The organism is Acinetobacter sp. YH01005 (genome assembly GCF_013420465.1).
Classification (GTDB): domain Bacteria; phylum Pseudomonadota; class Gammaproteobacteria; order Pseudomonadales; family Moraxellaceae; genus Acinetobacter; species Acinetobacter amyesii.
In genome coordinates this window covers 73,317-95,377 of sequence record NZ_VOYA01000014.1, presented here as the reverse complement: position 1 = coordinate 95,377, position 22,061 = coordinate 73,317, and the positions used below count along the sequence as shown (strand labels likewise).

The 22,061-nt window shown below is 41.8% G+C and carries 19 protein-coding genes and 1 pseudogene; 15 read left to right on the top strand and 5 right to left on the bottom strand.

Annotation, left to right across the window (positions count from 1 at the left end):
* Together FTT72_RS11240 and FTT72_RS11235 are read left to right on the top strand one after the other, a co-directional pair.
* Positions 1 to 92, top strand: a pseudogene (locus FTT72_RS11240) (IS5/IS1182 family transposase); the annotation flags it as partial.
* A 344-nt stretch (positions 93 to 436) separates the two neighbouring features.
* A complete protein-coding gene (locus FTT72_RS11235; protein WP_180024772.1) occupies positions 437 to 697 on the top strand; it encodes a helix-turn-helix domain-containing protein in 261 nt (86 codons plus the stop codon).
* A 534-nt stretch (positions 698 to 1,231) separates the two neighbouring features.
* Here the strand turns inward: FTT72_RS11235 and FTT72_RS11230 are convergent.
* On the bottom strand, positions 1,232 to 2,932 hold the full coding sequence (locus tag FTT72_RS11230) for an NAD-dependent malic enzyme (RefSeq protein WP_180178391.1): 1,701 nt from the start codon (positions 2,930 to 2,932) through the stop codon (positions 1,232 to 1,234).
* A gap of 399 nt (positions 2,933 to 3,331) precedes the next feature.
* On the opposite strand from FTT72_RS11230, the gene FTT72_RS11225 reads away from it, so the two are divergent.
* Together FTT72_RS11225 and FTT72_RS11220 are read left to right on the top strand one after the other, a co-directional pair.
* Positions 3,332 to 4,543 (top strand): iron-containing alcohol dehydrogenase, encoded by a 1,212-nt coding sequence (locus tag FTT72_RS11225; protein ID WP_180007983.1) that lies wholly within the window; start codon positions 3,332 to 3,334, stop codon positions 4,541 to 4,543.
* 245 nt (positions 4,544 to 4,788) lie between these two features.
* Positions 4,789 to 5,751, top strand: a complete 963-nt coding sequence (locus FTT72_RS11220) for an alpha/beta hydrolase (protein WP_180178390.1) — start codon at positions 4,789 to 4,791, stop codon at positions 5,749 to 5,751.
* 21 nt (positions 5,752 to 5,772) lie between these two features.
* Here the strand turns inward: FTT72_RS11220 and FTT72_RS11215 are convergent, their stop codons facing one another.
* The gene (locus FTT72_RS11215; protein ID WP_180178389.1) at positions 5,773 to 6,954 is read right to left on the bottom strand and encodes a transcriptional regulator; all 1,182 of its coding nucleotides are present in this window, start codon (positions 6,952 to 6,954) and stop codon (positions 5,773 to 5,775) included.
* A 221-nt stretch (positions 6,955 to 7,175) separates the two neighbouring features.
* Between FTT72_RS11215 and FTT72_RS11210 the strand changes: the two genes are divergently transcribed.
* The gene (locus FTT72_RS11210) at positions 7,176 to 8,687 is read left to right on the top strand and encodes an aldehyde dehydrogenase family protein (protein WP_180128530.1); all 1,512 of its coding nucleotides are present in this window, start codon (positions 7,176 to 7,178) and stop codon (positions 8,685 to 8,687) included.
* A 242-nt stretch (positions 8,688 to 8,929) separates the two neighbouring features.
* Entirely contained in the window at positions 8,930 to 9,421 is a 492-nt protein-coding gene (locus FTT72_RS11205; RefSeq protein WP_180178388.1) for a hypothetical protein, read from the top strand.
* 191 nt (positions 9,422 to 9,612) lie between these two features.
* Here FTT72_RS11205 and FTT72_RS11200 read toward each other — a convergent pair whose 3' ends face one another.
* Together FTT72_RS11200 and FTT72_RS11195 are read right to left on the bottom strand one after the other, a co-directional pair.
* Positions 9,613 to 10,218 carry a 2-hydroxychromene-2-carboxylate isomerase gene (locus FTT72_RS11200; protein ID WP_180063316.1) on the bottom strand — a complete coding sequence of 202 codons (606 nt, stop codon included), beginning with the start codon at positions 10,216 to 10,218 and terminating at the stop codon, positions 9,613 to 9,615.
* A gap of 314 nt (positions 10,219 to 10,532) precedes the next feature.
* Positions 10,533 to 11,282, bottom strand: coding sequence for an SDR family oxidoreductase (locus FTT72_RS11195; RefSeq protein ID WP_180123830.1), 750 nt, complete (start codon positions 11,280 to 11,282; stop codon positions 10,533 to 10,535).
* 131 nt (positions 11,283 to 11,413) lie between these two features.
* Here FTT72_RS11195 and FTT72_RS11190 point away from each other — a divergent pair, with 131 nt between their 5' ends.
* From FTT72_RS11190 to FTT72_RS11150, 9 genes are all read left to right on the top strand, one after another.
* On the top strand, positions 11,414 to 11,992 hold the full coding sequence (locus FTT72_RS11190; RefSeq protein ID WP_180178387.1) for a TetR/AcrR family transcriptional regulator: 579 nt from the start codon (positions 11,414 to 11,416) through the stop codon (positions 11,990 to 11,992).
* A gap of 309 nt (positions 11,993 to 12,301) precedes the next feature.
* Complete coding sequence (ribBA, locus tag FTT72_RS11185; protein WP_078191533.1) at positions 12,302 to 13,423, top strand: bifunctional 3,4-dihydroxy-2-butanone-4-phosphate synthase/GTP cyclohydrolase II; 1,122 nt, start codon at positions 12,302 to 12,304, stop codon at positions 13,421 to 13,423.
* Between the two features lie 11 nt (positions 13,424 to 13,434).
* Entirely contained in the window at positions 13,435 to 13,905 is a 471-nt protein-coding gene (gene ribE, locus FTT72_RS11180) for a 6,7-dimethyl-8-ribityllumazine synthase (RefSeq protein WP_067765591.1), read from the top strand.
* 4 nt (positions 13,906 to 13,909) lie between these two features.
* The gene (gene nusB, locus FTT72_RS11175) at positions 13,910 to 14,359 is read left to right on the top strand and encodes a transcription antitermination factor NusB (RefSeq protein ID WP_078191534.1); all 450 of its coding nucleotides are present in this window, start codon (positions 13,910 to 13,912) and stop codon (positions 14,357 to 14,359) included.
* A gap of 20 nt (positions 14,360 to 14,379) precedes the next feature.
* Positions 14,380 to 15,297, top strand: coding sequence for a thiamine-phosphate kinase (gene thiL / locus FTT72_RS11170; RefSeq protein WP_180178386.1), 918 nt, complete (start codon positions 14,380 to 14,382; stop codon positions 15,295 to 15,297).
* A gap of 22 nt (positions 15,298 to 15,319) precedes the next feature.
* Complete coding sequence (locus tag FTT72_RS11165) at positions 15,320 to 15,796, top strand: phosphatidylglycerophosphatase A (RefSeq protein WP_078194116.1); 477 nt, start codon at positions 15,320 to 15,322, stop codon at positions 15,794 to 15,796.
* 21 nt (positions 15,797 to 15,817) lie between these two features.
* Positions 15,818 to 17,182, top strand: coding sequence for a bifunctional UDP-N-acetylglucosamine diphosphorylase/glucosamine-1-phosphate N-acetyltransferase GlmU (gene glmU, locus FTT72_RS11160; protein WP_180178385.1), 1,365 nt, complete (start codon positions 15,818 to 15,820; stop codon positions 17,180 to 17,182).
* Between the two features lie 12 nt (positions 17,183 to 17,194).
* Positions 17,195 to 19,033 (top strand): glutamine--fructose-6-phosphate transaminase (isomerizing), encoded by a 1,839-nt coding sequence (gene glmS, locus FTT72_RS11155; RefSeq protein WP_180178384.1) that lies wholly within the window; start codon positions 17,195 to 17,197, stop codon positions 19,031 to 19,033.
* A 56-nt stretch (positions 19,034 to 19,089) separates the two neighbouring features.
* Positions 19,090 to 20,460, top strand: coding sequence for a phosphomannomutase CpsG (locus FTT72_RS11150; protein ID WP_180134897.1), 1,371 nt, complete (start codon positions 19,090 to 19,092; stop codon positions 20,458 to 20,460).
* A 106-nt stretch (positions 20,461 to 20,566) separates the two neighbouring features.
* On the opposite strand, the gene FTT72_RS11145 is transcribed toward FTT72_RS11150, so the two are convergent.
* Positions 20,567 to 22,009 (bottom strand): capsule assembly Wzi family protein, encoded by a 1,443-nt coding sequence (locus FTT72_RS11145; RefSeq protein ID WP_180178383.1) that lies wholly within the window; start codon positions 22,007 to 22,009, stop codon positions 20,567 to 20,569.
* Positions 22,010 to 22,061 lie beyond the last annotated feature (52 nt).

The window sequence follows — 22,061 nt, the reverse complement described above, 5'->3', positions numbered from 1 at the left end:
TTAGAGGAATTGCCACAAGATACGATAAGCTAAAACGTAACTATCAAAGCGCTGTTGCTTTAGCTTGTATATTTATATGGTTGCCTCTTTAGCTCAATTTATCGGCTGTAAATGTCAACACACCCTAATCAAAGTTCCACATCTTTGTGTAGTTTCATTTAACCCTAAAGCAGAAAAAAATGTCCAGATAAAACAAGAATAGATGTCCAAGTAATTATTGATTTTGCATCAAGAGACAGGTTAGCCTAATTCTAAAAAGTATTGAAAATACTATACACATATGAGCTCCATTCAAATAATTTAAGGCAAAATCGAACCTTATTAATTCAATAATATTCAAAAATCACTATAAAAAAGTTTGCTATATAGCGAATATTTGCCATAATTTATAAAAAGTTCGCTATATAGCAAACAAATTTCTAAGGTTAAAATTGATATGGCTACAAGAGAAGAAATAGGTAAAGAAATACGTTTGGCAAGAAAAGCTCTGGGCTATACACAGAAAAATCTTTCAGAAAAAACGAACATCAATAAAACAACAATTTCAGAGATAGAAAATGGCCACTTTACAGGCTCATTTAGCATATTTGAATGTGTACTTAATGCAGTAGGCCTGCAATTTGAAGTGGATAAAAAGAAGTATAAATTTCCGCAGTGGGATGAAATTGAAACAATGTTTGCGGAAGATGATGAATAAAAGTTTAGCGGCTTAGATTATCAGTCGAAGTGCAACAAAGATGAATTTTTAGATAAGAAAGTAGAAAGGCTATATTTATACGTCTTACGCCAAAAGGCAAAATAGAAATCGTAATTCCAGATCGTATAGCCTCAACACCAAATTATACCAATCAGTAAAACCCCCTTAGATTCAGTATGTATGTGTCGGTTATTATTGTTGATTATCACAATAATTTTAGTGACCAAAAACCAAAGTACCTCACCCTACTTTAAGTTACACTACATAAAATAAAGACTTTATATAATTGTTATATATAGGATTTATTAAAATACAATTTATGTAATTCGAGGTATTTTATGTCGGTGACTATTGCCAAGGTTGGGGTCGGGAGTTCGAGTCTCCTTTCCCGCTCCAAATTCAAAAAGCCCCCATCAAAAGATGGGGGCTTTTTTATCTATCGCTTACACCAATCAAAATCAATCTATATTTATTCAGTATGTGGAACATGGTTTGAGTCAGGTTCCACAAATATGAATAAAAATTAAAATTGCGTTAATAGGTCACACGGACATAATCACGATATTCAGGTTTCCAGAAATTCTCTTCAATGGCCTGTTCTAGTACTTCAATGCTGACATTTGGCGCAACACCATCAGCAATCGCAGCTAATGCCACTTTCAATGCGATTTTCTTCGAAATATCCTGTAAATAATCCAAACTTGGCAATAAATCGGCATTTGGATCTGCCAATTTTGGTGAACAGTCTGCCAATGCCGTACTCGATGCCATCAGCATATTTTCCGTCACACGTTTCGCCCCAGATGCAATCACACCGAGACCAATCCCTGGGAAAATATAGGAGTTATTGCACTGTGAAATATGATGAATCTTGCCATGATAATTCACTGGTGCAAATGGACTACCAGTCGCAATCAGAGCCTTACCTTTGGTCCACTCAATAATATCTGCAGGCACCGCTTCGACACGCGATGTCGGATTAGACAGTGGCAACACAATAGGCTGTTCACAATTCGCAGCCATCGTTTCAATGACCTCTTGGCTAAACAGCCCTGGTTGTCCCGAAACACCAATCAGTACCGTAGGTTTGGCATTTTTCACCACATCCAACAGTGAAATCATAGATTCGGCATCAGCCCAATGTGCAACATTGTCTGTAGATTGGGCAAGTTTACGTTGGAAATCTAAAAGATTCGGCTGATTTTCAGTAATTAAACCAAAGCGATCGACCATAAACACCCGCGCACGCGCTTGAGCATCGGTTAAACCTTCCGCCACCATTTGCTTGATGATCTGTTCTGCAATCCCGCAACCTGCTGAACCTGCCCCTAAGAATGTGACGATTTGATCTTTGAGCTGCTTGCCTGCTGCACGTGATGCCGCAATTAAACTTCCGACAGACACCGCTGCTGTTCCTTGAATATCATCATTGAAGCAGCAAATTTTATCGCGATATTTTTCCAGTAAAGGCATCGCATTTTTTTGTGCAAAGTCTTCAAATTGAATCAACGCTTTAGGCCAACGTTGTTGAACGGCTTTAATCACGTCATCGACAAATTGATAATATTCTTCACCACTGATGCGAGGCTGACTCCATCCCATATAAATCGGGTCATTCAACAGCTGTTGGTTATTGGTTCCGACATCTAAAGTAATCGGCAATGTATAAGCTGGACTGATCCCACCACATGCGGTGTACAGTGACAACTTACCAATCGGAATCCCCATCCCCCCAATGCCTTGGTCACCAAGGCCAAGAATACGTTCACCATCCGTAATAACGATCACTTTCACGTTCTTTTTATTCACGTTATGAATAATTTGGTCAATATGATCACGGTCAGGATATGAAATAAAGATCCCACGATGACGACGATAAATGTCCGAGAAGCGCTGACAAGCCTCACCCACTGTTGGTGTATAAATGATCGGCATCATCTCACTGAGGTGGTTTTCAATTAAGTGATAGAACAGCGTCTCGTTGGTGTCTTGAATATTGCGCAGGTAGATATGCTTATTGATATCACTATTAAATGCACAATATTGCTGATAAGAACGCTGACTTTGTTCTTCAATGCTTTCTGTAACGTGTGGAATTAAACCGTGTAAATTTAAGCTCTTACGTTCATCTTCATTAAACGCAGAGCCTTTATTTAAAAGTGGGAGTTCTAAAAGTGTATTTCCGGCATAAGGAATATATAAAGGTCGTTTCGTTTTCAAATTTTCACTGGGCATTATTTAACTCGTTTAATTAATCTTTTGTTTCGCACTGCAAAAAGCGAAATGCACAAAAGTGACTATCTCGTTATTTGTTATAGCCTATCCTGATTCGAGCGCTTTGGGGCATTTAGTAAATTGATAGTAGTTTTAGTTAGATTTTATAATCTGATAACTCATCATACATCCAATCATCGCAACGCCTATTTTGGCTTAAATGTATACGACTTTTAGCGAATCTTAGAAAATAACAAAAATAATTAATGATTAAATTTCAATCAATTAAATAAATTCAAAACAAAGCCTTAATTTTGGTAGGTCTTTGGTAGGTGTGAATTTAAAACATCCCTCGCAATACTCAGTTTAGGTGAGTATCACCCATAACAAATGACAATGAATGGTAGAAGGAATCGCACCATGGCTTTTAAAAATATTGCAGATCAAACAAACGGTTTTTACATCCCTTGTGTTTCACTTTTTGGCCCCGGCTGTGCTAAAGAAATTGGTGCAAAGGCGCAAAATCTTGGCGCAAAGAAAGCGCTTATCGTGACCGATGCCGGTCTTTACAAATTTGGTGTAGCAGATACGATTGCCGCATATTTAACTGAAGCTGGCGTAGAAAGTCACATCTTTCCGGGCGCAGAACCCAACCCAACTGACACCAACGTGCATAGCGGTGTAGATGCCTACAATGACAATGGCTGTGACTTTATTGTCTCTCTCGGTGGCGGCTCTTCTCATGACTGTGCCAAAGGCATTGGCTTAGTCACTGCAGGTGGTGGTCATATTCGTGACTATGAAGGCATCGATAAAAGTACAGTCCCAATGACTCCACTCATTGCGATTAATACCACCGCAGGTACGGCATCAGAAATGACCCGTTTCTGTATTATTACCAATACCGACACCCACGTTAAAATGGCGATTGTCGATTGGCGTTGTACCCCACTTATCGCTATTGACGACCCGAAACTGATGATTGCGAAACCTGCGGCGCTCACTGCAGCAACCGGTATGGATGCATTAACGCATGCGGTCGAAGCTTATGTTTCTACAGCAGCCAATCCTATTACCGATGCTTGTGCTGAAAAAGCCATTTCAATGATCAGTGAATGGCTCAGCCCTGCCGTAGCCAATGGCGAAAACCTAGAAGCACGTGATGCGATGAGCTATGCACAGTACTTAGCAGGGATGGCATTTAACAATGCGTCTCTTGGTTATGTCCATGCAATGGCACACCAACTGGGTGGCTTCTACAACCTACCTCACGGTGTTTGTAATGCTGTACTGTTACCGCACGTTTGTGAATTCAACTTGATCGCTTGCCCTGACCGCTATGCACGTATTGCACAGTTGATGGGTGTTCCAACTGACGGTCTTACTGTGACTGAAGCTGCCTATGCAGCAATTGCAGCAATTCGTGAACTTTCAGCGTCCATTGGTATTCCATCAAGTCTGTCTGAACTCGGTGTGAAAGAGCAAGACTTAAGTGTAATGTCTGAAAATGCACAAAAAGATGCCTGCATGCTGACCAACCCACGTAAAGCGACTCATGCTCAAGTGGTCGATATCTTTAAAGCAGCATTAAAACCAAGTGCATCTGTTGTTGACTTCAAAGCAGCTATTTAAGTTCTATATTTCTTGCTTCATGCTAGCAACCTGAGTGCCTGCAAAATCTCAGCTTTTGCAGACTCAACTGAGTATCCATTTCACATTCATTCAGGAAAGGCTGACCAAGGACGGGTCACTTTCATGCTCAGGTTGTTCTTTTTCTCTTTCTAAATTATTCCACCTACCTTCATTATTTAATTTGACAAAATGCCATGTCTCATCAAGGATAAAGTATAAATTCAAGAACATGGAACACTATAAAAATGACGCATTCAGCAGTGCACTATCAACCCGACATTTTAGGCACGGGCTATGAACAAACCACACTTCATTTTCCGGATGATTACGAAGGTGCTGTTGTTGCCACATTAGTTCGAAAAAAAGCAGCAAAGTCCACATCTAAAGCCGTTCTGTATATTCATGGCTTTATTGATTATTTTTTCCAAACCGAAATGGCCGAACAATTTAATCAGCATGGCTTCGACTTTTACGCACTAGATTTAAGAAAGTATGGACGATCAATTCTACCGCATCAAAAATATTATAATGTGCACAACCTCTGCGAATACGATGCCGAAATTGACCAGGCCCTTGAGATTATCTCCGCTGAAGGTCACGATGCCTTACTGCTCTGCGGTCATTCCACAGGTGGCCTCACCACGACCTTATATGCAGCCCATCATCCCAATCATCCTCTAATTAAAGCCTTGTGGTGTAACAGCCCATTTTATGATTTCAACATGAATCCGGTGAAACGCGCACTGGGTATTCCACAGCTCAGTAGACTGGCAAAGACTTTTCCAAATTTAAAATTCCCAAGTGAGCTGAATAAATGGTATACGGCGAGCCTACATCAAGATTTAAAAGGTGAGTGGGACTTTAATTTAGACTGGAAAAAGACCCGCTATCCAATGGTGTATTTAAGTTTCGTGCGGACAATTTATGAGGCTCAAAAAGAGATTCATCGAGGTGTCAGCCTAGATGTACCGGTCTTGGTCATGCACTCGCATCAAACACAAAATCCAAAACGATGGGGTAAAGCAGCACAGACCAGTGATGTGATTTTAGGTGTAAAAGACATCCAAAAATATGCCAAGAAAATTCAAGGCGATGTCACCATTCAAAGCATACACAATGGCTTGCATGATTTAGTGCTTTCGGAAAAAAACGCGCGCGAACAAGTCTATACCCAGCTCTTTGAATGGCTGGCCAATAAAGGTTTTTAACAGCCCGAATGACATTGCAACTTACTGTTTTAATTTCAACAAGGTCTGATGTACGGGATGCGATCTCGGCATCAGCTCGATCAGACGTTCAACCGCATCAATAGCTTCAGGAAAACGCGCGACATGCTTGAGCAGAACATCTGTTTCTTTAGCATTAAAAATCGCTTGGCTTAATCGTGACTCAAGACAATCACGCCATGCCCCTAAAAATGGGCTTTCAGTTTTAGCCAAGAAAACCCCTGAACACAGTTTTAATGCAGAATCGAGATAACCTGCATCTAAAGCTTGCTCGGCTTGTAAAAAGTCGGCTTCGACTTGCGCCAATAAGCGATAGGGTCTTGAGCCTAACATGCCACCCAAAATATCGCGTAGCTGCGACATTTCCGCTTTTAAAGTCCCAACACTCACCTTACGTTCACCATATAAGGCTTGATGCAAAGTATCTAAGGTCATGCCTTGCGGACATAGCGCCAAGATGGTCAAAATTTCTATTTGCCGCGGGGTCAGCACCATCACTTTGCCATTAAATAACACTTGCGGCACAGCAAAGGCCCGAATATACAAATGCTGTTTTTGAAAATCGAGTAAAGCCGATTGAATAATCGAAGCGCAGCGTTCAGCCGCAAGTAGCCCTAAACTATTGTGGTTTTTCCACACGGTGGATAAATCAACCACGCCCAAAATTTGCTGCGTATGTGGATCGATAATCGGTGCTGCATAGCAGACCCATTCATGTACTGATGGCATGTAATGTTCATTTGAAAACACACAACTCGACTGTTGGGTTTTTAAAGACAACGCTAATGCATTGGTGCCGACCAATTCTTCGCGCCATTGCCCACCTGCAATAAAATGCACACTTTCCGCAGCACTTTGCATTTGCCGACTCGACGCACTCCAAATAATCGTGCTCCCCACATCGCCTACGGCAAGTACCATCGACGATTGTTCGGCAATGTGTTTTAAATCTTCGGCACAATGTTGCAACGCGTGATGCAATGCCGACTGCTGTTGACTCTGAAGACTTAAATTCACCAAAGGCGCAGCACTCCGGTTTTCCGGAATTTCCGCCTGCGCCGATCGCTGCCAAGAACTCGCAATGCTCTCATTCAATTGCGAGCTTTGCTGCTTTGACAGACTCATGCCCTGCCTTAACCGTTCGACATTCTGTCGTTTTTCAGATAAATCCTTCTGTATCATCATTCATTATTCTCACAACAATTCATGACTAAAAATCCGTTTCCCAGCTTTTGTTTTTAAGACTGAAAAAAAATATTGTAAACCTTCTTGTCTCCAACCTTTTTCCAACCTTATACAGGCTATGCTAATCAAATAATGTACAAAAGTACCTTATACCAAAGCTGTAGATTGCCACAGATGGGCAGCCCAACAAGATCATAATAAACAAGCAAAGGAAAATTCATATGCGTTATGTCGATCCTAATCAACCCGGTTCAAAAGTTCAGTTTAAAACTCAGTATGAAAACCTGATTGGTGGCCAATGGGTCGCACCAGTGAAAGGTGAATACTTTGAAAATATCTCCCCTGTAGACGGTAAAGTTTTTACCAAAGTGCCACGTTCTTCTGCTGAAGATATTGAATTGGCTTTGGATGCAGCGCATAAAGCCAAAGCCCAATGGAACGCCTCTTCCCCAACCACACGCTCAAATATTTTATTAAAAATTGCCGATCGACTTGAAGAAAACCTAGAGCTCCTTGCGGTTGCAGAAACATGGGACAACGGTAAACCGATTCGTGAAACCTTAGCCGCTGATATTCCACTCTGTATCGATCACTTCCGTTATTTTGCCGGCTGTATCCGTGCGCAAGAAGGCGGCATTTCTGAAATTGATGAAAATACCATTGCTTACCATTTCCATGAGCCACTTGGTGTGGTCGGACAAATTATTCCGTGGAATTTCCCAATCTTGATGGCAGCTTGGAAACTTGCTCCAGCATTGGCTGCGGGTAACTGCATCGTGTTGAAACCTGCGGAGCAAACACCTGTCAGCATCTTGGTCTTGGCTGAACTCATTCAAGACCTACTCCCACCGGGCGTGCTAAATATTGTGAATGGTTATGGTGTTGAAGTCGGTCGTCCACTGGCGACCAATCCACGCATCTCAAAAATCGCCTTCACAGGTTCAACCGCTGTGGGTCAAATGATCATGCAATATGCCACTGAAAATATCATTCCTGTGACATTGGAACTCGGTGGTAAATCACCGAACATTTTCTTTGAAGACATCATGGACAAAGACGATGAATTCTTAGATAAAACGCTCGAAGGTTTTGCCATGTTTGCGCTGAACCAAGGTGAAATCTGTACCTGTCCTTCACGTGCTTTGGTGCAGGAAAGCATTGCTGATCGATTCTTGGAAATGGCAGTAGAGCGTGTGAAACGTATTAAGACGGGTCATCCACTCGATACCGATACCATGATTGGTGCACAGGCATCGCAAGAGCAGCAAGACAAAATTTTAGGCTGTATCGCGACAGGTAAAAATGAAGGTGCACAGCTCATTACTGGTGGTGATCCACGTAATGAAGTCGGTACAGGTTTCTATATTGAGCCAACGATTTTTAAAGGCACCAATGACATGAAGATTTTCCAAGAAGAAATCTTCGGCCCTGTGCTTTCAGTAGCAACCTTTAAAGACTTTGATGATGCCATTAAAATTGCCAATGACACCATTTATGGTTTAGGTGCAGGGGTTTGGTCGCGTTCAGCGCATACTTCATATCGCGCGGGTCGTGCCATTCAGGCGGGCCGTGTATGGACCAACTGTTATCACATCTATCCTGCACACGCTGCATTCGGCGGCTACAAAAAATCAGGGATCGGCCGGGAAAACCACAAAATGATGCTTGATCATTATCAACAAACCAAAAACTTGTTGGTGAGCTATGATACCAAACCAATGGGCTTCTTCTAAGCAGCGTTGAACAATACATGAGATAAAAAGCGAACTTCGGTTCGCTTTTTTGTTAGAAGCCTCTTCAAAGAATTCATTAAAATTTCTTTTAAAAAGCTGCAAATTTTCTTATGCTTGCTAAACAAATAACTTTATTAATTAAAAATATTTAAATAGCTATGAAATATTGTGTCTCCTGTGGAGAAAAAGCATTAGTACAACATCACTTTTGTAGTGCCTGTGGTCATTCATTTGGTGATCAAGTGTCAGACAAACCTAAGCAAGCACGTTATCCCGCATTTGTGCCCAACCAAGATGATATTTCGACCTATGAACATCATCTCAAATACTTAAACAAATTAAGCTCTTTCCAAAGCAAAGTATTCTATCTTTTCTTCTTTGGTGCTTTCGCGGTCATGTTTTTTACTTTCACAAGTGTATTTTCAGGTTGGGCGTCTGTTTCCAAAGCATTTGAATCTATATGGCTATTTCCTTTTTGTATCATCAGTTGTATTGCCATAAAATTTACAAGTTTGGACTATTGGCTTGCTAAACAAATTTATGGTCGAAATTATCGTTATAAAGACAATGGATTAAGACTCGTTTACCAAGAGCTACCAAGCGCTAAAAATCATAAAGATGAATTTATCTGTATCTTTTGCGGCAATAAACGATTCTTTCGTAAAGGTATTTATGCAAGCGATTCATGCACCATAAATTGCACCAAATGTCAGCATTATTTATATACGGAATAAAGCTTAAGTTTTTTAAGTTAGTACGCCCAAAATAAGACTCAATACAAATGAAAGCTGAGTAAAAGTAGATGTAAGTAAGACAATCAGCCATGATCCATTCTATAATTTTACTTACATCTACAATGACTTCTGCATTCCCGTCCTAAAACTGGTGCTCATATTCAGTAGCATTCACTCAAGTATTCGTCCAATTAGGCTGATCGTGATGAAGCCTGTAAAGCCGCCTCAACAAAATGTAAATGATCAACACCCCAATATAACTCATCATCGACAAACCAACTTGGCGCCCCAAACACACCACGTGCAATGGCTTCTTCGGTCACCACTTTAAGCTCAGACTTTACTTTTTCATCTTCAAGCCATGATTTAACCTGCGCTACCTCCAATCCAAGCTCCTGCATCAATTGAATTAATTCATTGAGATCATTTAAATTGCGTGGCTGACCAAACATTGCGTTAAAAATACCCGTCAGTACATTGAGAAATACTTCAGGCTGAAATAATTGGACTGCGGTTATCAAACGCATCAACTGCAAAGTATTGATCGGAAAATACGGATTCATCTGTACGGGTATCTGCCATAACTTTCCCCAACGTTGAAGATCAATCATGGAATAACGTGCCTTCGCAGGTACCGCCATCGGGCTACTATTGCCTGTAGCTTTAAACACTCCACCAAGAAGCATCGGCTTCCAGATCAGCTCGGCTTGATACTGCTGTGCAATCTGTTGAATGCGATGAAAACCGATATAACTATATGGGCTGCCGACATCAAAATAAAATTCAATGACTTTCATGTTTTTCGTCCTTTTTTTGCTTATTTTCCTAACTGATGTTACGCACGTAAAAGTAACATCGTATTTTTTAAATGATTTTTAAGCCGATTTGACGGAGTCTTACATCCAGGGTTTAAATAAAGGGATTAGCCTTCGGCTGGAGGTACTTTTGTTTCGGCAAAAGTACCCAAAACCATTGTCATCCGCAAAACTCGTTCACTAGCGTCTAATTATTCAAAGTATCGCAAAAACATTCTTGAATAGATGTAGTCCTGTCTCAAACACTTGCGGATGACCTTACCGCGTATCGTTCTTTCATTTGAATCAAATTACGCTTACCAGCGTTCCATCCACGGTCGCAGATCTAATTCATGCGTCCATGCATCTCGTGGTTGCTGTGAGAGATGCCAATAATTTTCCGCAATATGTACGGGATTTAAAATACCATCTTGCGCTTTTTTTGCGTACAAATCGGGAAAAGTCTCTTTAATAAAGTCGGTATCAATCGCCCCATCAACCACCACATGCGCCACATGAATATTTCTAGGCCCAAGTTCACGCGCCATGCTTTGTGCCAAGGCACGAAGCGCATGTTTTGCGCCAGCAAAAGCGGCAAAACCAGCCGCACCACGAACCCCAGCCGTCGCACCTGTAAAAATAATTGTGCCAGATTCACGGCTCACCATGCGTTTTGCCACTTCCCGACCCGTTAAAAATGCCGAGAAACATGCCATTTCCCATATTTTGAAATATTTACGTGCGGTTTCTTCCAAAATACTACATGGCACATTGGCACCAATATTAAAGACCATGACCTCAATCGGGCCAATGTTTGATTCAATGTGCTCGATGAGTTCAATCACTTGCTCTTCTTTTCGAGCATCCGAACCAAAGCCAAAAGCAGTCCCTCCCTGTGCTTGAATTTCAGCAATTAAGGGCTGTAATTTGTCGACATTACGCCGCGTCATACATGCGGTATAACCACCACAAGCAAAGCGTTTGGCAATTTCACCACCGGTGGCATCTCCTGCACCAATGATCAATGCCACACCTTTGACAGGCTGAGATATATGATTATTTTCCATGACGATCTCCTCGTGCTGGATAGTTTTTATATTCCATGTGCGATCAATTTTATTGAATAACGATCGTTACTATAACGAATACTATGTTATGATGAATTTATCGTCAATCATAATTTTTTAGGGTCATGCACATGCGCTATAAACCCGAATACAAACAACAAAAACGACAAGAACTTTTAACCATCAGCGGACAAATTGCGAAAAAAGACGGCTTTGCCGCAACAGGTGTGGATGGTTTCATGAAAGCCGCCGGCGTCACCAGTGGCGCCTTTTACTCACATTTTTCGTCTAAACAAGAGCTACTTAAAGCCTTAATTGAACATGAGTTACAACACAGTTTTGATATGTGGCAAAACAATCCACATGATAATGCGCAAGATTGGATTGAATTTGAGCTTGACCGCTATTTAACCCCTGCACATGTTCAGCATCCCGAGCAAGGTTGTTCACTCCCCACGCTTGCGAGTGAAATAGCGCGTGCAGATCAGGACACCAAGTTGGTATATGAAACTGAATTACTGCGTGGTCACGCTTTATTTAGTCAGCATCTCGGTAGCGAAGAACTCGCTTGGGCCATGATCTGCCAACTTGCCGGTGCCATTTTAATTGCGCGTGCAGCCGCAGATCCACATTTGCAAAAAACTATTTTAAACGCCAATAAGATGATGATTCGGCAATATTTAGAGAGCCATGTGGCTGCATCAACGTGATTGATTTTTATGTGACAGTTCATGGAGTTAAAGACCGACAGTTTTCCGACAAACTGTTCATCTCTTTCATTTGAATTATTTAAAATCTGTATAAGCTTACCCATTTTTATGCTTTTCAATCGCTTAAAGATTGGGCATAAATGGCACAATTCAAATAAAGTCCTCTTTTCAAGGTTCTGACGACTGTGTATAACAATGAGCCATTAAAGGAAAATGATAAGCATAGGCAAAGAACGCAAAAAAACGTTAGACTATGCAACAATCAATGCAAGTAAATGTCATTCGAGACAAACAAAAAGGTGAAGATTGATGCCGCTCAATACTGTTGAAGAGCTCGTAGCTGATATTCGTGCAGGAAAAATGGTCATCCTGATGGATGATGAAGATCGTGAAAATGAAGGCGACCTTGTTATCGCTGCGACCCACGTACGCCCTGAAGATATCAACTTCATGATTACGCATGCGCGTGGTCTTGTGTGCTTAACGCTCAGCAAAGAGCGTTGCCAACAGTTAAATTTACCACTCATGGTTGATGCCAATGGTGCACAGCACGGTACAAACTTCACATTGTCGATTGAAGCAGCAAATGGCATTTCAACAGGCATCTCACCTGCTGAACGTGCGCACACCATTCAAACTGCTGTAGCAGCACATGCAAAACCCGCTGATATTGTTCAGCCAGGCCATATTTTCCCGCTGATGGCGCAGCCTGGTGGTGTCCTTCACCGTGCAGGTCATACAGAAGCCGGTTGTGATTTATCGCGTTTAGCAGGTCTTGAACCAGCTTCGGTGATTTGTGAAATCATCAATGAAGACGGCACCATGGCACGTCGCCCTGATCTTGAAGTCTTTGCTGAAAAGCATGGCTTAAAAATGGGGACGATTGCGGACTTAATTCACTACCGCATGACCAATGAGCAAACCGTTGAGCGCATTGATCAACAAACCTTAGATACTGAATACGGTACTTTTGAATTGTTCCGTTACCGTGAAATTGGTAATCCAGACATTCATTTGGCACTAGTTAAAGGCGAACCGAAACAAGGCGTAACCACAGTCCGTGTACATGGTTTCAGCCCGGTTCGTGACTTATTAAAACTCAATAAACAAGATGGCGCTCCGGCGTGGAATCTCGATAAAGCACTGAAAGAAATCGCATCCAGCGATCGTGGTGTTTTAGTATGGATTGGTCAGCGTCATTTACAGGACTTAGGCCCTGCTTTAGAAAATTTAACTGCACCGAAAAATGTTAAATCCAATGCGGCACTGTCTCAGCAGTATCAAACCATTGGTGTCGGTGCACAAATTTTACGTGATTTAGGCGTGGAAAAAATGAAGCTACTCAGCTCTCCACTACGCTTTAATGCACTATCAGGTTTTAACTTAGAAGTGGTGGAATACATCACCGCAAATCAAACATCAGAGAAATAATCGAGGTTGCTATGGCAGTTCGCCGTATTGAAGGTATGTTACATCTCGCGAACGAAGACCGTTATGCGATTTTAGTTGGTCGTTTTAATAGCTTTGTTGTTGAACATTTGCTAGAAGGTGCCGTTGATACATTGAAACGTCATGGCGTATCAGAGGATAATATCACTGTTGTTCATGCACCGGGTGCTTGGGAACTTCCTGTGGTTGCGAAGAAACTTGCAGCTTCAGATCGTTTCGATGCCATCATCGCGCTTGGCGCAGTGATTCGTGGTAGCACGCCTCACTTCGATTTTGTTGCTGGCGAATGTGCCAAAGGTTTAGGCGTTGTTGGTCTAGACACTGGCTTACCAGTAATTAATGGTGTATTGACTACGGATAGTATTGAACAAGCGATTGAACGCTCAGGTACAAAAGCAGGCAATAAAGGTAGTGAAGCTGCCTTGACTGCTATTGAAATGGTTAACTTGTTAAAGGCTATTTAACGCTATGTCGCAAACACTTCAAGCAACTTATGCAGCAAAACGTAAAGCACGTCGCTTTGCTGTACAAGGAATTTATGAATGGCAAATGAGCCGTAATCCTGTCCATGAGATTGAAGCACGTACACGTGTGGATAATGCCATGCACAAGGTCGACCTCGGCTATTACCACGAGTTATTGACCGAGGTTGTTGCCAATCATGAAGCATTGGATGCGCTTTTAATCCCTGTACTCGATCGTGAAGTAGACGCTTTAGATGGTGTTGAACTTGCAACACTTCGTCTTGGTGCATATGAACTCAAAGAACATCTTGAGATTCCATATCGCGTCGTGTTAGATGAAGCGATCGAGTTAGCTAAACATTTTGGCGGTGCAGACAGCCACAAATACATCAATGGTGTATTGGATCGTTTAGCGACTACATTGCGTGCAGCAGAAAAACAACAAGCTAATTAATTTTTTAAGTAGTACGTTGTATGGCTGAGTTCTCGATCATTGATACCTATTTTAATCGACAGAATATCAATTCTGTCGATTTAGGGGTCGGTGATGACTCAGCCTTGCTCACCCCTCCTCCACAGCAACAATTGGCCATCTGTGCCGATACACTGGTTGCTGGACGTCACTTCCCTCTCGACACAAACCCACATGCCATCGGCTGGAAATCTGTTGCCGTCAATCTCTCTGACATTGCTGCAATGGGTGCCAAACCACACAGTATTTTATTGGCATTGAGCCTACCCCAAATTGATCATGACTGGCTCAAAGGCTTTAGTCAGGGTTTATATGATTGTTGCGATCAATTTGGTGTGAGTTTAATTGGTGGTGATACCACTCAAAGTCCACATTTAACGATTTCAGTCACAGCCCTCGGCTGGGTAGAATCAGGACAGGCTGTCCCACGTTCAGGCGCCAAAATTGGTGATTATATCTGCGTCAGCGGACAAGTCGGTGATGCTGCATTTGGCTTAAAACATTTGGGCCACCAATTACAAAAGCGCTTGGACTATCCAATGCCACGTTGCTTACTGGGCCAACAGCTAAAAGGCTTAGCCAACAGTATGATTGATGTCTCTGATGGGCTCGCACAAGATTTAGGACATATCCTCGCTGCTTCACACGTCGGTGCAGAAATTGAATTAGATCAACTTCCTATCGATCCCGATGTAAAACAATTACAACAAGAAAAGCAGTGGCAATACGCCCTCGCGGGTGGAGATGACTATGAGTTATGCTTTACAATAAGTCCGCAGAATTATAAAAAACTTCTGCAACTAAAATTAGATGTAAACATTAGTAAAATCGGTCAAATCACCCCTAATTTGGGAATCCGTTATAACAACCACGGTGTTGACCAAGTCATAAAATTTAAGGGATACCAGCATTTTGCATAAGCCAGCCATTAACTTTAAATCCATGTCTTGGTTTAACCGAGTCATCGCCTTTTGTGGCGTGGGATTTGGTTCGGGTCTTGCACCCAAAGCACCGGGCACCTTTGGCTCTGCTTTTGCTTTGTTGTTTATTCCAGGTTGGCTTGCAATCGGCTTTTTCAACTCCATTATAGTCATGATCATCATGTCGATTATTGGTATCTATATTTGCGGTCAAACCGCCAAAGTCATGGGTGTTCATGATGATGGCCGCATCGTATGGGATGAATTTGCCGGTCAGTCCATTACCTTCCTCCCGATTTTATATCTTGGGCAAATGAGCTGGACTTGGGCATTGATTGGTTTTGCTTTATTCCGTTTATTTGATGTCTGGAAACCGTGGCCTATTCGTGTCATTGACCGTCAAGTCGGTGGTGGCTTTGGCATCATGTTCGACGACATTATTGCGGGCCTTTGGGCCGCGCTTTGCATCTGTATTTATTTTTATATTTTGTCTATGTAATAGAAACACCTAGGATTAAACATGTCTACTAGCGTTATTATTCTTGCTGCAGGTAAAGGGACACGTATGCGTTCTCGTTTACCCAAAGTATTACAACCCCTCGCAGGACAACCGCTGCTCGGCCATGTCATCAACACTGCGAAAAAACTAAATGCAGAAGAAATAATTACCATCTATGGACATGGCGGCGAATTGGTTCAAAACGCGTTTGCACATGAAAATGTCAAATGGGTTGAACAAGCAGAACAATTAGGTACAGGCCATGCAGTCAAAGTGACTCTGCCTGTCCTAGCAAAAACTGGGATTTCTTTGATTCTCTCAGGTGATGTGCCTTGTATCACTGAAGCAACATTACAAAAACTATTAGATGCATCTGCTCAAACAGGTATTGGCTTAGTAACCCTAACGGTTAATGATGCGACAGGTTATGGTCGTATTGTACGTGAAAATGGCAAAATTCAAGCCATTGTTGAACACAAAGATGCCTCTGAAGAACAACGTAAAATCAAAGAATTTAATACCGGTATTTATGCAGTAAGCAATGCCAAATTGCATGAATGGTTACCAAAATTAAGCAATAATAATGCGCAAGGTGAATATTACCTGACCGATATCGTTGCCATGGCGATTGCCGACGGTCTCGAAGTTGCATCTGTTGAACCAGAGCGTGCATTCGAAGTGGAAGGTGTCAATGACCGCGTACAATTGGCAGCCCTTGAGCGTGAATTTCAAGCATTCCAAGCTAAACAACTAATGCAACAAGGCGTTCACCTGATTGATCCTGCACGTTTCGACTTACGTGGCACACTGACTGTTGGTCAAGATGTCCGTATCGATATCAACGTGATTATTGAAGGTGATGTTGAAATTGGTGATAACGTAGAAATTGGTGCAGGTTGTATCATTAAAAACACCAAGATTGCGGCAGGTACTAAAGTTCAACCATATAGCGTTTTTGACAGTGCCATTGTTGGTGAAGACGCTCAAATCGGTCCATTTGCACGTTTACGCCCTGGCGCAAAATTAGCTGCAGAAGTACATATTGGTAACTTTGTTGAAGTTAAAAATACCACTGTCGGCTTAGGCTCTAAAGCCAACCACTTTACCTATTTAGGTGATGCGGAAGTCGGTGCAGGTTCAAACATTGGCGCAGGCACCATTACCTGCAACTATGATGGCGCAAACAAATTTAAAACCATTATCGGTGACTCAGCTTTCATCGGCTCAAATAGCTCATTAGTCGCTCCTGTCACCATTGGTCATGGTGCAACAGTGGGTGCTGGCTCAACCATTACACGTGACGTGGCAGACAATAGCCTTGCGGTAGAACGTTCGAAGCAATTTGCCAAAGAAAACTATCCGCGTCCGCAAAAGATTAAGAAATAAGAGGAATTCATTATGTGTGGTATCGTCGGCGGCGTTGCAGAACGTAGTATTACCAATATTTTAATTGAAGGCTTAAAGCGTCTTGAATATCGTGGCTATGACTCTGCGGGTTTAGCGCTGATTAATAAAGGCCACGTTCTACGTGAACGTCGCGTAGGTAAAGTTGCAAATCTTGAACAAGCCGTTGAAGAAGCAGATATCGCAGGTTCAGTCGGTATTGCACATACACGCTGGGCAACCCATGGTAAACCAACTGAAAATAATGCCCATCCGCATATTTCAGGCAATGTGGCTGTTGTTCATAACGGTATTATTGAAAACTATCAAGAACTTAAAGATGATCTTGAAGCGCTTGGTTATGTCTTTACCTCACAAACAGATACAGAAGTTGTCGCGCATTTAGTCAATGATGCTTTAAAAAGCACTCCGAGTCTTTTAGAAGCAGTTAAAAGTGTCGTGCCTCAACTCAAAGGTGCTTATGCACTGGGTATCGTACATACCGACCATCCTGATGAATTAATCACGGTGCGTGAAGGTTCACCTCTTGTGATTGGTGTCGGTATTGGCGAGAACTTTATTAGCTCGGATCAATTGGCACTTTTACCGATTACCAACCGTTTTATCTACCTTGAAGAAGGTGATATTGCACGTTTGACACGTCATACCATTGAAGTATTCGTCGATGGTAAATTGGTAAATCGTCCAATCAAAGAGCTTGATGCGACTGTAAGCAATGCTTCAAAAGGTGAATATAAACACTATATGCTCAAAGAAATTTATGAGCAGCCTGAAGCGATTAAACAAACGATTTCACAAGCCTTAAATGGTAATGCGCTTCGTGATGATTTCCTTGCCAATGCAGCTCAAGATTTCAGCCAAATTCAACAAGTGCAAATCATCGCTTGTGGTACTAGCTACCATGCCGGCATGATTGCCAAATATTGGTTTGAACAACTGATCGATGTGCCTTGCCAAGTCGAAATTGCCAGTGAATTCCGTTATCGCTCGCCTGTGATTGTGAATAACACACTGTATGTTTGTATTTCTCAATCAGGTGAAACAGCCGATACTTTAGCTGCACTGCGTGATACGCAAAAGCGTGCAGCAGCGAAAAGCTTGAATATCACCACCATGACCATTTGCAACGTGGCAACCTCGTCGATGGTACGTGAAACCAACTACAGTTTGTTGACGCTCGCAGGCCCTGAAATTGGTGTTGCTTCGACCAAAGCATTTACCACACAGCTTGCGGCATTGATGCTATTGGTATTGAAAATTGGTCAAATTAAGCAAAGCATTTCAACTGACCGTGTTTCTGAAATTATTGCAGCGCTTTGGCATACACCAAAAGTGATTTTAGATACTTTACAAAATAATGCTGAGATTCTACGTCTATCAGAATTATTTGTTGAAAAAAATCACTGTCTATTCTTGGGTCGTGGAACTGAGTTCCCTATCGCCCTTGAAGGTGCTTTGAAACTCAAAGAGATTTCATACATCCATGCTGAAGGTTATGCGGCTGGTGAGTTAAAACATGGTCCATTGGCACTGGTTGATAATGATATGCCTGTGGTGATTCTTGCTCCACAAGATGACATGTTGGATAAACTCAAATCAAATATGGAAGAAGTTCAAGCGCGTGGTGGTGAGTTGTTTGTCTTTGCCGATGAAAACAGCGGGATCAAGGCGAAAGATCGTCAACACGTGGTTTATGTGCCAAGTGTGAATGAAATCTTGTCACCAATCGTATACAGCGTACCCGTGCAATTACTCTCATACCATGTTGCAGTGCTGCGTGGAACAGATGTCGATCAGCCACGTAACTTGGCGAAGTCAGTGACGGTGGAATAATAATTTTTGATCAAGGGCTGGAATTTCCAGCCCTTTTTTCTATAGTTGGAAATAACATGACAATGCTTACTTGTTTTAAAGCCTATGATATCCGCGGCAAACTTGGTACAGAACTCAATGAAGAGATTGCTTATAAAATTGGTCGTGCGTATGGGCAAATTTATCAACCAAACAAGATTGTGGTGGGCTGCGACATCCGTCTCAGCAGTGAAGATTTAAAACAAGCCACCATCAAAGGTCTGAATGATGCGGGTGTTGATGTATTAGATTTAGGTATGACGGGGACTGAAGAAGTCTATTTCGGTGCCTTTCATCTAGATGTTCAAGGTGGGATCGAAATCACGGCAAGCCACAACCCGATGGACTATAACGGCATGAAATTGGTCCGCGAAAATGCACGTCCGATTGGAGCAGATTCAGGGTTAAAAGAAATTCGTTTATTGGCTGAATCAGGCAACTTTAATGAAGTTATCACTAAAGGCAAGACTGAAAAATACAATATTCTGCCTGAATATATTGATCATTTAATATCATATATTGATCCTGCTAAAATTCGCCCACTCAAATTGGTCATGAATGCGGGTAACGGCGCTGCTGGTCATGTGGTTGATGCCATTGAAGCAAAATTTAAACAGTTCAATATGCCTGTTGAATTTGTCAAAATTCACAACGATGCCGATGGCACCTTCCCGAATGGTATTCCCAACCCGATTTTAGTTGAAAACCGTGACAGCACCCGTAATGCGGTGATTGACCATCATGCAGATATGGGTATCGCGTGGGATGGTGACTTTGACCGCTGCTTCTTATTTGATGAAAAAGGTCAATTCATTGAAGGCTATTATATTGTCGGTCTATTGGCACAAGCGTTCTTACTGAAACAATCTGGTGAGAAAATTGTGCATGACCCTCGCCTGGTTTGGAATACCTTTGATGTGATTGAACAATACCAAGGTGAAGCGATTCAGTCTAAATCAGGGCATTCATACATTAAAGAAAAAATGCGTGAGCACAATGCAGTGTATGGCGGTGAAATGTCAGCACATCATTACTTCCGTGATTTTGCTTACTGTGACAGTGGTATGATTCCTTGGTTATTGGCGATTTCTGTACTCTCAGAAACCCAGCAAACATTGTCTTCACTGGTTGAAGGTATGATTGAAAAGTTCCCTTGTTCGGGTGAAATCAATTTTAAAGTTGCGGATACTCAAGCCACCATTCAAAAGATTTTTGATCACTTTGCCGATCAAAATCCTGCGATTGATGAAACAGATGGCGTCAGTCTGAATTTTGGTGCATGGCGTCTAAATGTACGTGCTTCTAATACTGAACCTTTATTGCGTCTTAACATTGAAAGCCGTAAAGACCAAAATCCGAAACCGATGCAAGCCTACGTGGATGAATTAACACAGCTGATTCAAGGTTAGTATTGTTCTGCATTCCAATAAAAAAAACCATTCAACTTATTCATTAAGTTGAATGGTTTTTTTCTTAGCTCAACTAGAAAGAAATTCTATTTAAGCTGACAACTGATTAAAATAATGAACGATCCAATGGAATTTCGACTCCGATAGACACTCCCGCATCTTGACCATAGACATCAGAATCACTCACCCATCCATTCAGTTTCAATGGCGCATTTGGTTTTAAGTAATGTGTCCAAGTAAGATCTAAAGCTTTAATTTCATCTTTTTGAGTAAATGCCTGATTATTTATCGAATTTGATTGATTAACTTTTGCCACCATTACTCGCCCATTTAAGCGATTCATAACATCAAAGCGAATGTCTCCACCGAGACTTAGCATTTGACCATCCCCGCCCATGGCATGCCCTAACGGGAAGCCGTGTTGATAATAGCCATCTTGATAAATATAGTGATTATAGGAAATACCTTGTACGTCTCCATTGGTTCGAGTATCAGCCCATTCTGCATACACCTGCAGAGGTAAATTATTCAATTGTGAAGAATAATCGACACCAGCTAAATACATTTTTTTTGAAGGAAGAAGCCCAGCTTCATCTTCACCTACATATTGCCCATAAAGGCTAATCGGCACACCACTCCAGTGGTTTAAATTAAGGCGTGCATCAAAACCTGCAATTTGATTAGACTTATCTAGATCGCCATCATAAAAGTTGTCATTACCTTTAATTGCATTCCATAATGAGTCAAAACTTTCTGAGCGCCCCTCACCTCCCCATTGAAGAATTCGAGAAGCGCCTAGCTCCAAGTAAGGCAATGGCTGTGAAGTTAGACGCAGCCCTAATAGTTTGGCATCTGGAATCGCACTGTAGTCATCTAATTGACCTGCAAAAGCTTGATATTGCCAAGGTCCAATCCATGACAGCCACTTTGTTTCAAAGGCCTGTTGTTCTGCTCTTTGCATAGTAAAACCATAAACAGGGCGACTCGCATCACCACGGATTAGGCTTCCTTCATGTCCAGGTCCCCAATAGGTTGGGATTTGTCCCGCAATCAACCATTGATTCCACAATTTTCCTGCAATATAAGAACCTTCTAAATTGACATCATGTCCATGGTCAATGATTGGATCTTTTTCAGCATTGACTCGCAGTCTTGCATCCCACTGCGTTCCACCTGCATTCAATTCAAGGGCCGCTTGATATTGCGATTTTTGCTCATCTGCAAATTTTTGCGGGATGTTTTGTGGATCTGTTTCAGCAAATAAAGCGAGCTTAATAGAGGTATTTTCTGCTTCTAAATTTGCCATAACCGAATTGACAACTTTCTGCTGAGCAGTGTTTTCAATTTTCGCAGTGGATAATGCACGCTGAATTTCTTCACCACTCAATGGCCAAGTCGAAGTGCTAATTTGGATCACACCTTGTTGGTTTAGCCAATTTAGATCTGTACGTAGATCATCATTATTCAAAATGATCCCTTGAGCGTAAACCGGCAGAGCTAGAGAAGAAAAAATGGCAAATGATAAAACCCTAAGAGATTGATATTTCATATATTATTTCAGTCAATTTATCTTTCACATATGATAACGATTTTTTTCAAAC

Coding starts and splice junctions, on each gene's coding strand:
- FTT72_RS11210 (WP_180128530.1), top strand. CDS start 7,176: ATGCGTTATGTCGATCCTAATCAACCCGGTTCAAAAGTTCAGTTTAAA.
- FTT72_RS11145 (WP_180178383.1), bottom strand. CDS start 22,009: ATGAAATATCAATCTCTTAGGGTTTTATCATTTGCCATTTTTTCTTCT.
- FTT72_RS11165 (WP_078194116.1), top strand. CDS start 15,320: ATGTCTTGGTTTAACCGAGTCATCGCCTTTTGTGGCGTGGGATTTGGT.
- FTT72_RS11195 (WP_180123830.1), bottom strand. CDS start 11,282: ATGGAAAATAATCATATATCTCAGCCTGTCAAAGGTGTGGCATTGATC.
- FTT72_RS11200 (WP_180063316.1), bottom strand. CDS start 10,218: ATGAAAGTCATTGAATTTTATTTTGATGTCGGCAGCCCATATAGTTAT.
- FTT72_RS11150 (WP_180134897.1), top strand. CDS start 19,090: ATGACAATGCTTACTTGTTTTAAAGCCTATGATATCCGCGGCAAACTT.
- FTT72_RS11225 (WP_180007983.1), top strand. CDS start 3,332: ATGGCTTTTAAAAATATTGCAGATCAAACAAACGGTTTTTACATCCCT.
- ribE (WP_067765591.1), top strand. CDS start 13,435: ATGGCAGTTCGCCGTATTGAAGGTATGTTACATCTCGCGAACGAAGAC.
- nusB (WP_078191534.1), top strand. CDS start 13,910: ATGTCGCAAACACTTCAAGCAACTTATGCAGCAAAACGTAAAGCACGT.
- FTT72_RS11230 (WP_180178391.1), bottom strand. CDS start 2,932: ATGCCCAGTGAAAATTTGAAAACGAAACGACCTTTATATATTCCTTAT.
- glmS (WP_180178384.1), top strand. CDS start 17,195: ATGTGTGGTATCGTCGGCGGCGTTGCAGAACGTAGTATTACCAATATT.
- glmU (WP_180178385.1), top strand. CDS start 15,818: ATGTCTACTAGCGTTATTATTCTTGCTGCAGGTAAAGGGACACGTATG.
- thiL (WP_180178386.1), top strand. CDS start 14,380: ATGGCTGAGTTCTCGATCATTGATACCTATTTTAATCGACAGAATATC.
- FTT72_RS11190 (WP_180178387.1), top strand. CDS start 11,414: ATGCGCTATAAACCCGAATACAAACAACAAAAACGACAAGAACTTTTA.
- FTT72_RS11215 (WP_180178389.1), bottom strand. CDS start 6,954: ATGATGATACAGAAGGATTTATCTGAAAAACGACAGAATGTCGAACGG.
- ribBA (WP_078191533.1), top strand. CDS start 12,302: ATGCCGCTCAATACTGTTGAAGAGCTCGTAGCTGATATTCGTGCAGGA.
- FTT72_RS11220 (WP_180178390.1), top strand. CDS start 4,789: ATGACGCATTCAGCAGTGCACTATCAACCCGACATTTTAGGCACGGGC.
- FTT72_RS11235 (WP_180024772.1), top strand. CDS start 437: ATGGCTACAAGAGAAGAAATAGGTAAAGAAATACGTTTGGCAAGAAAA.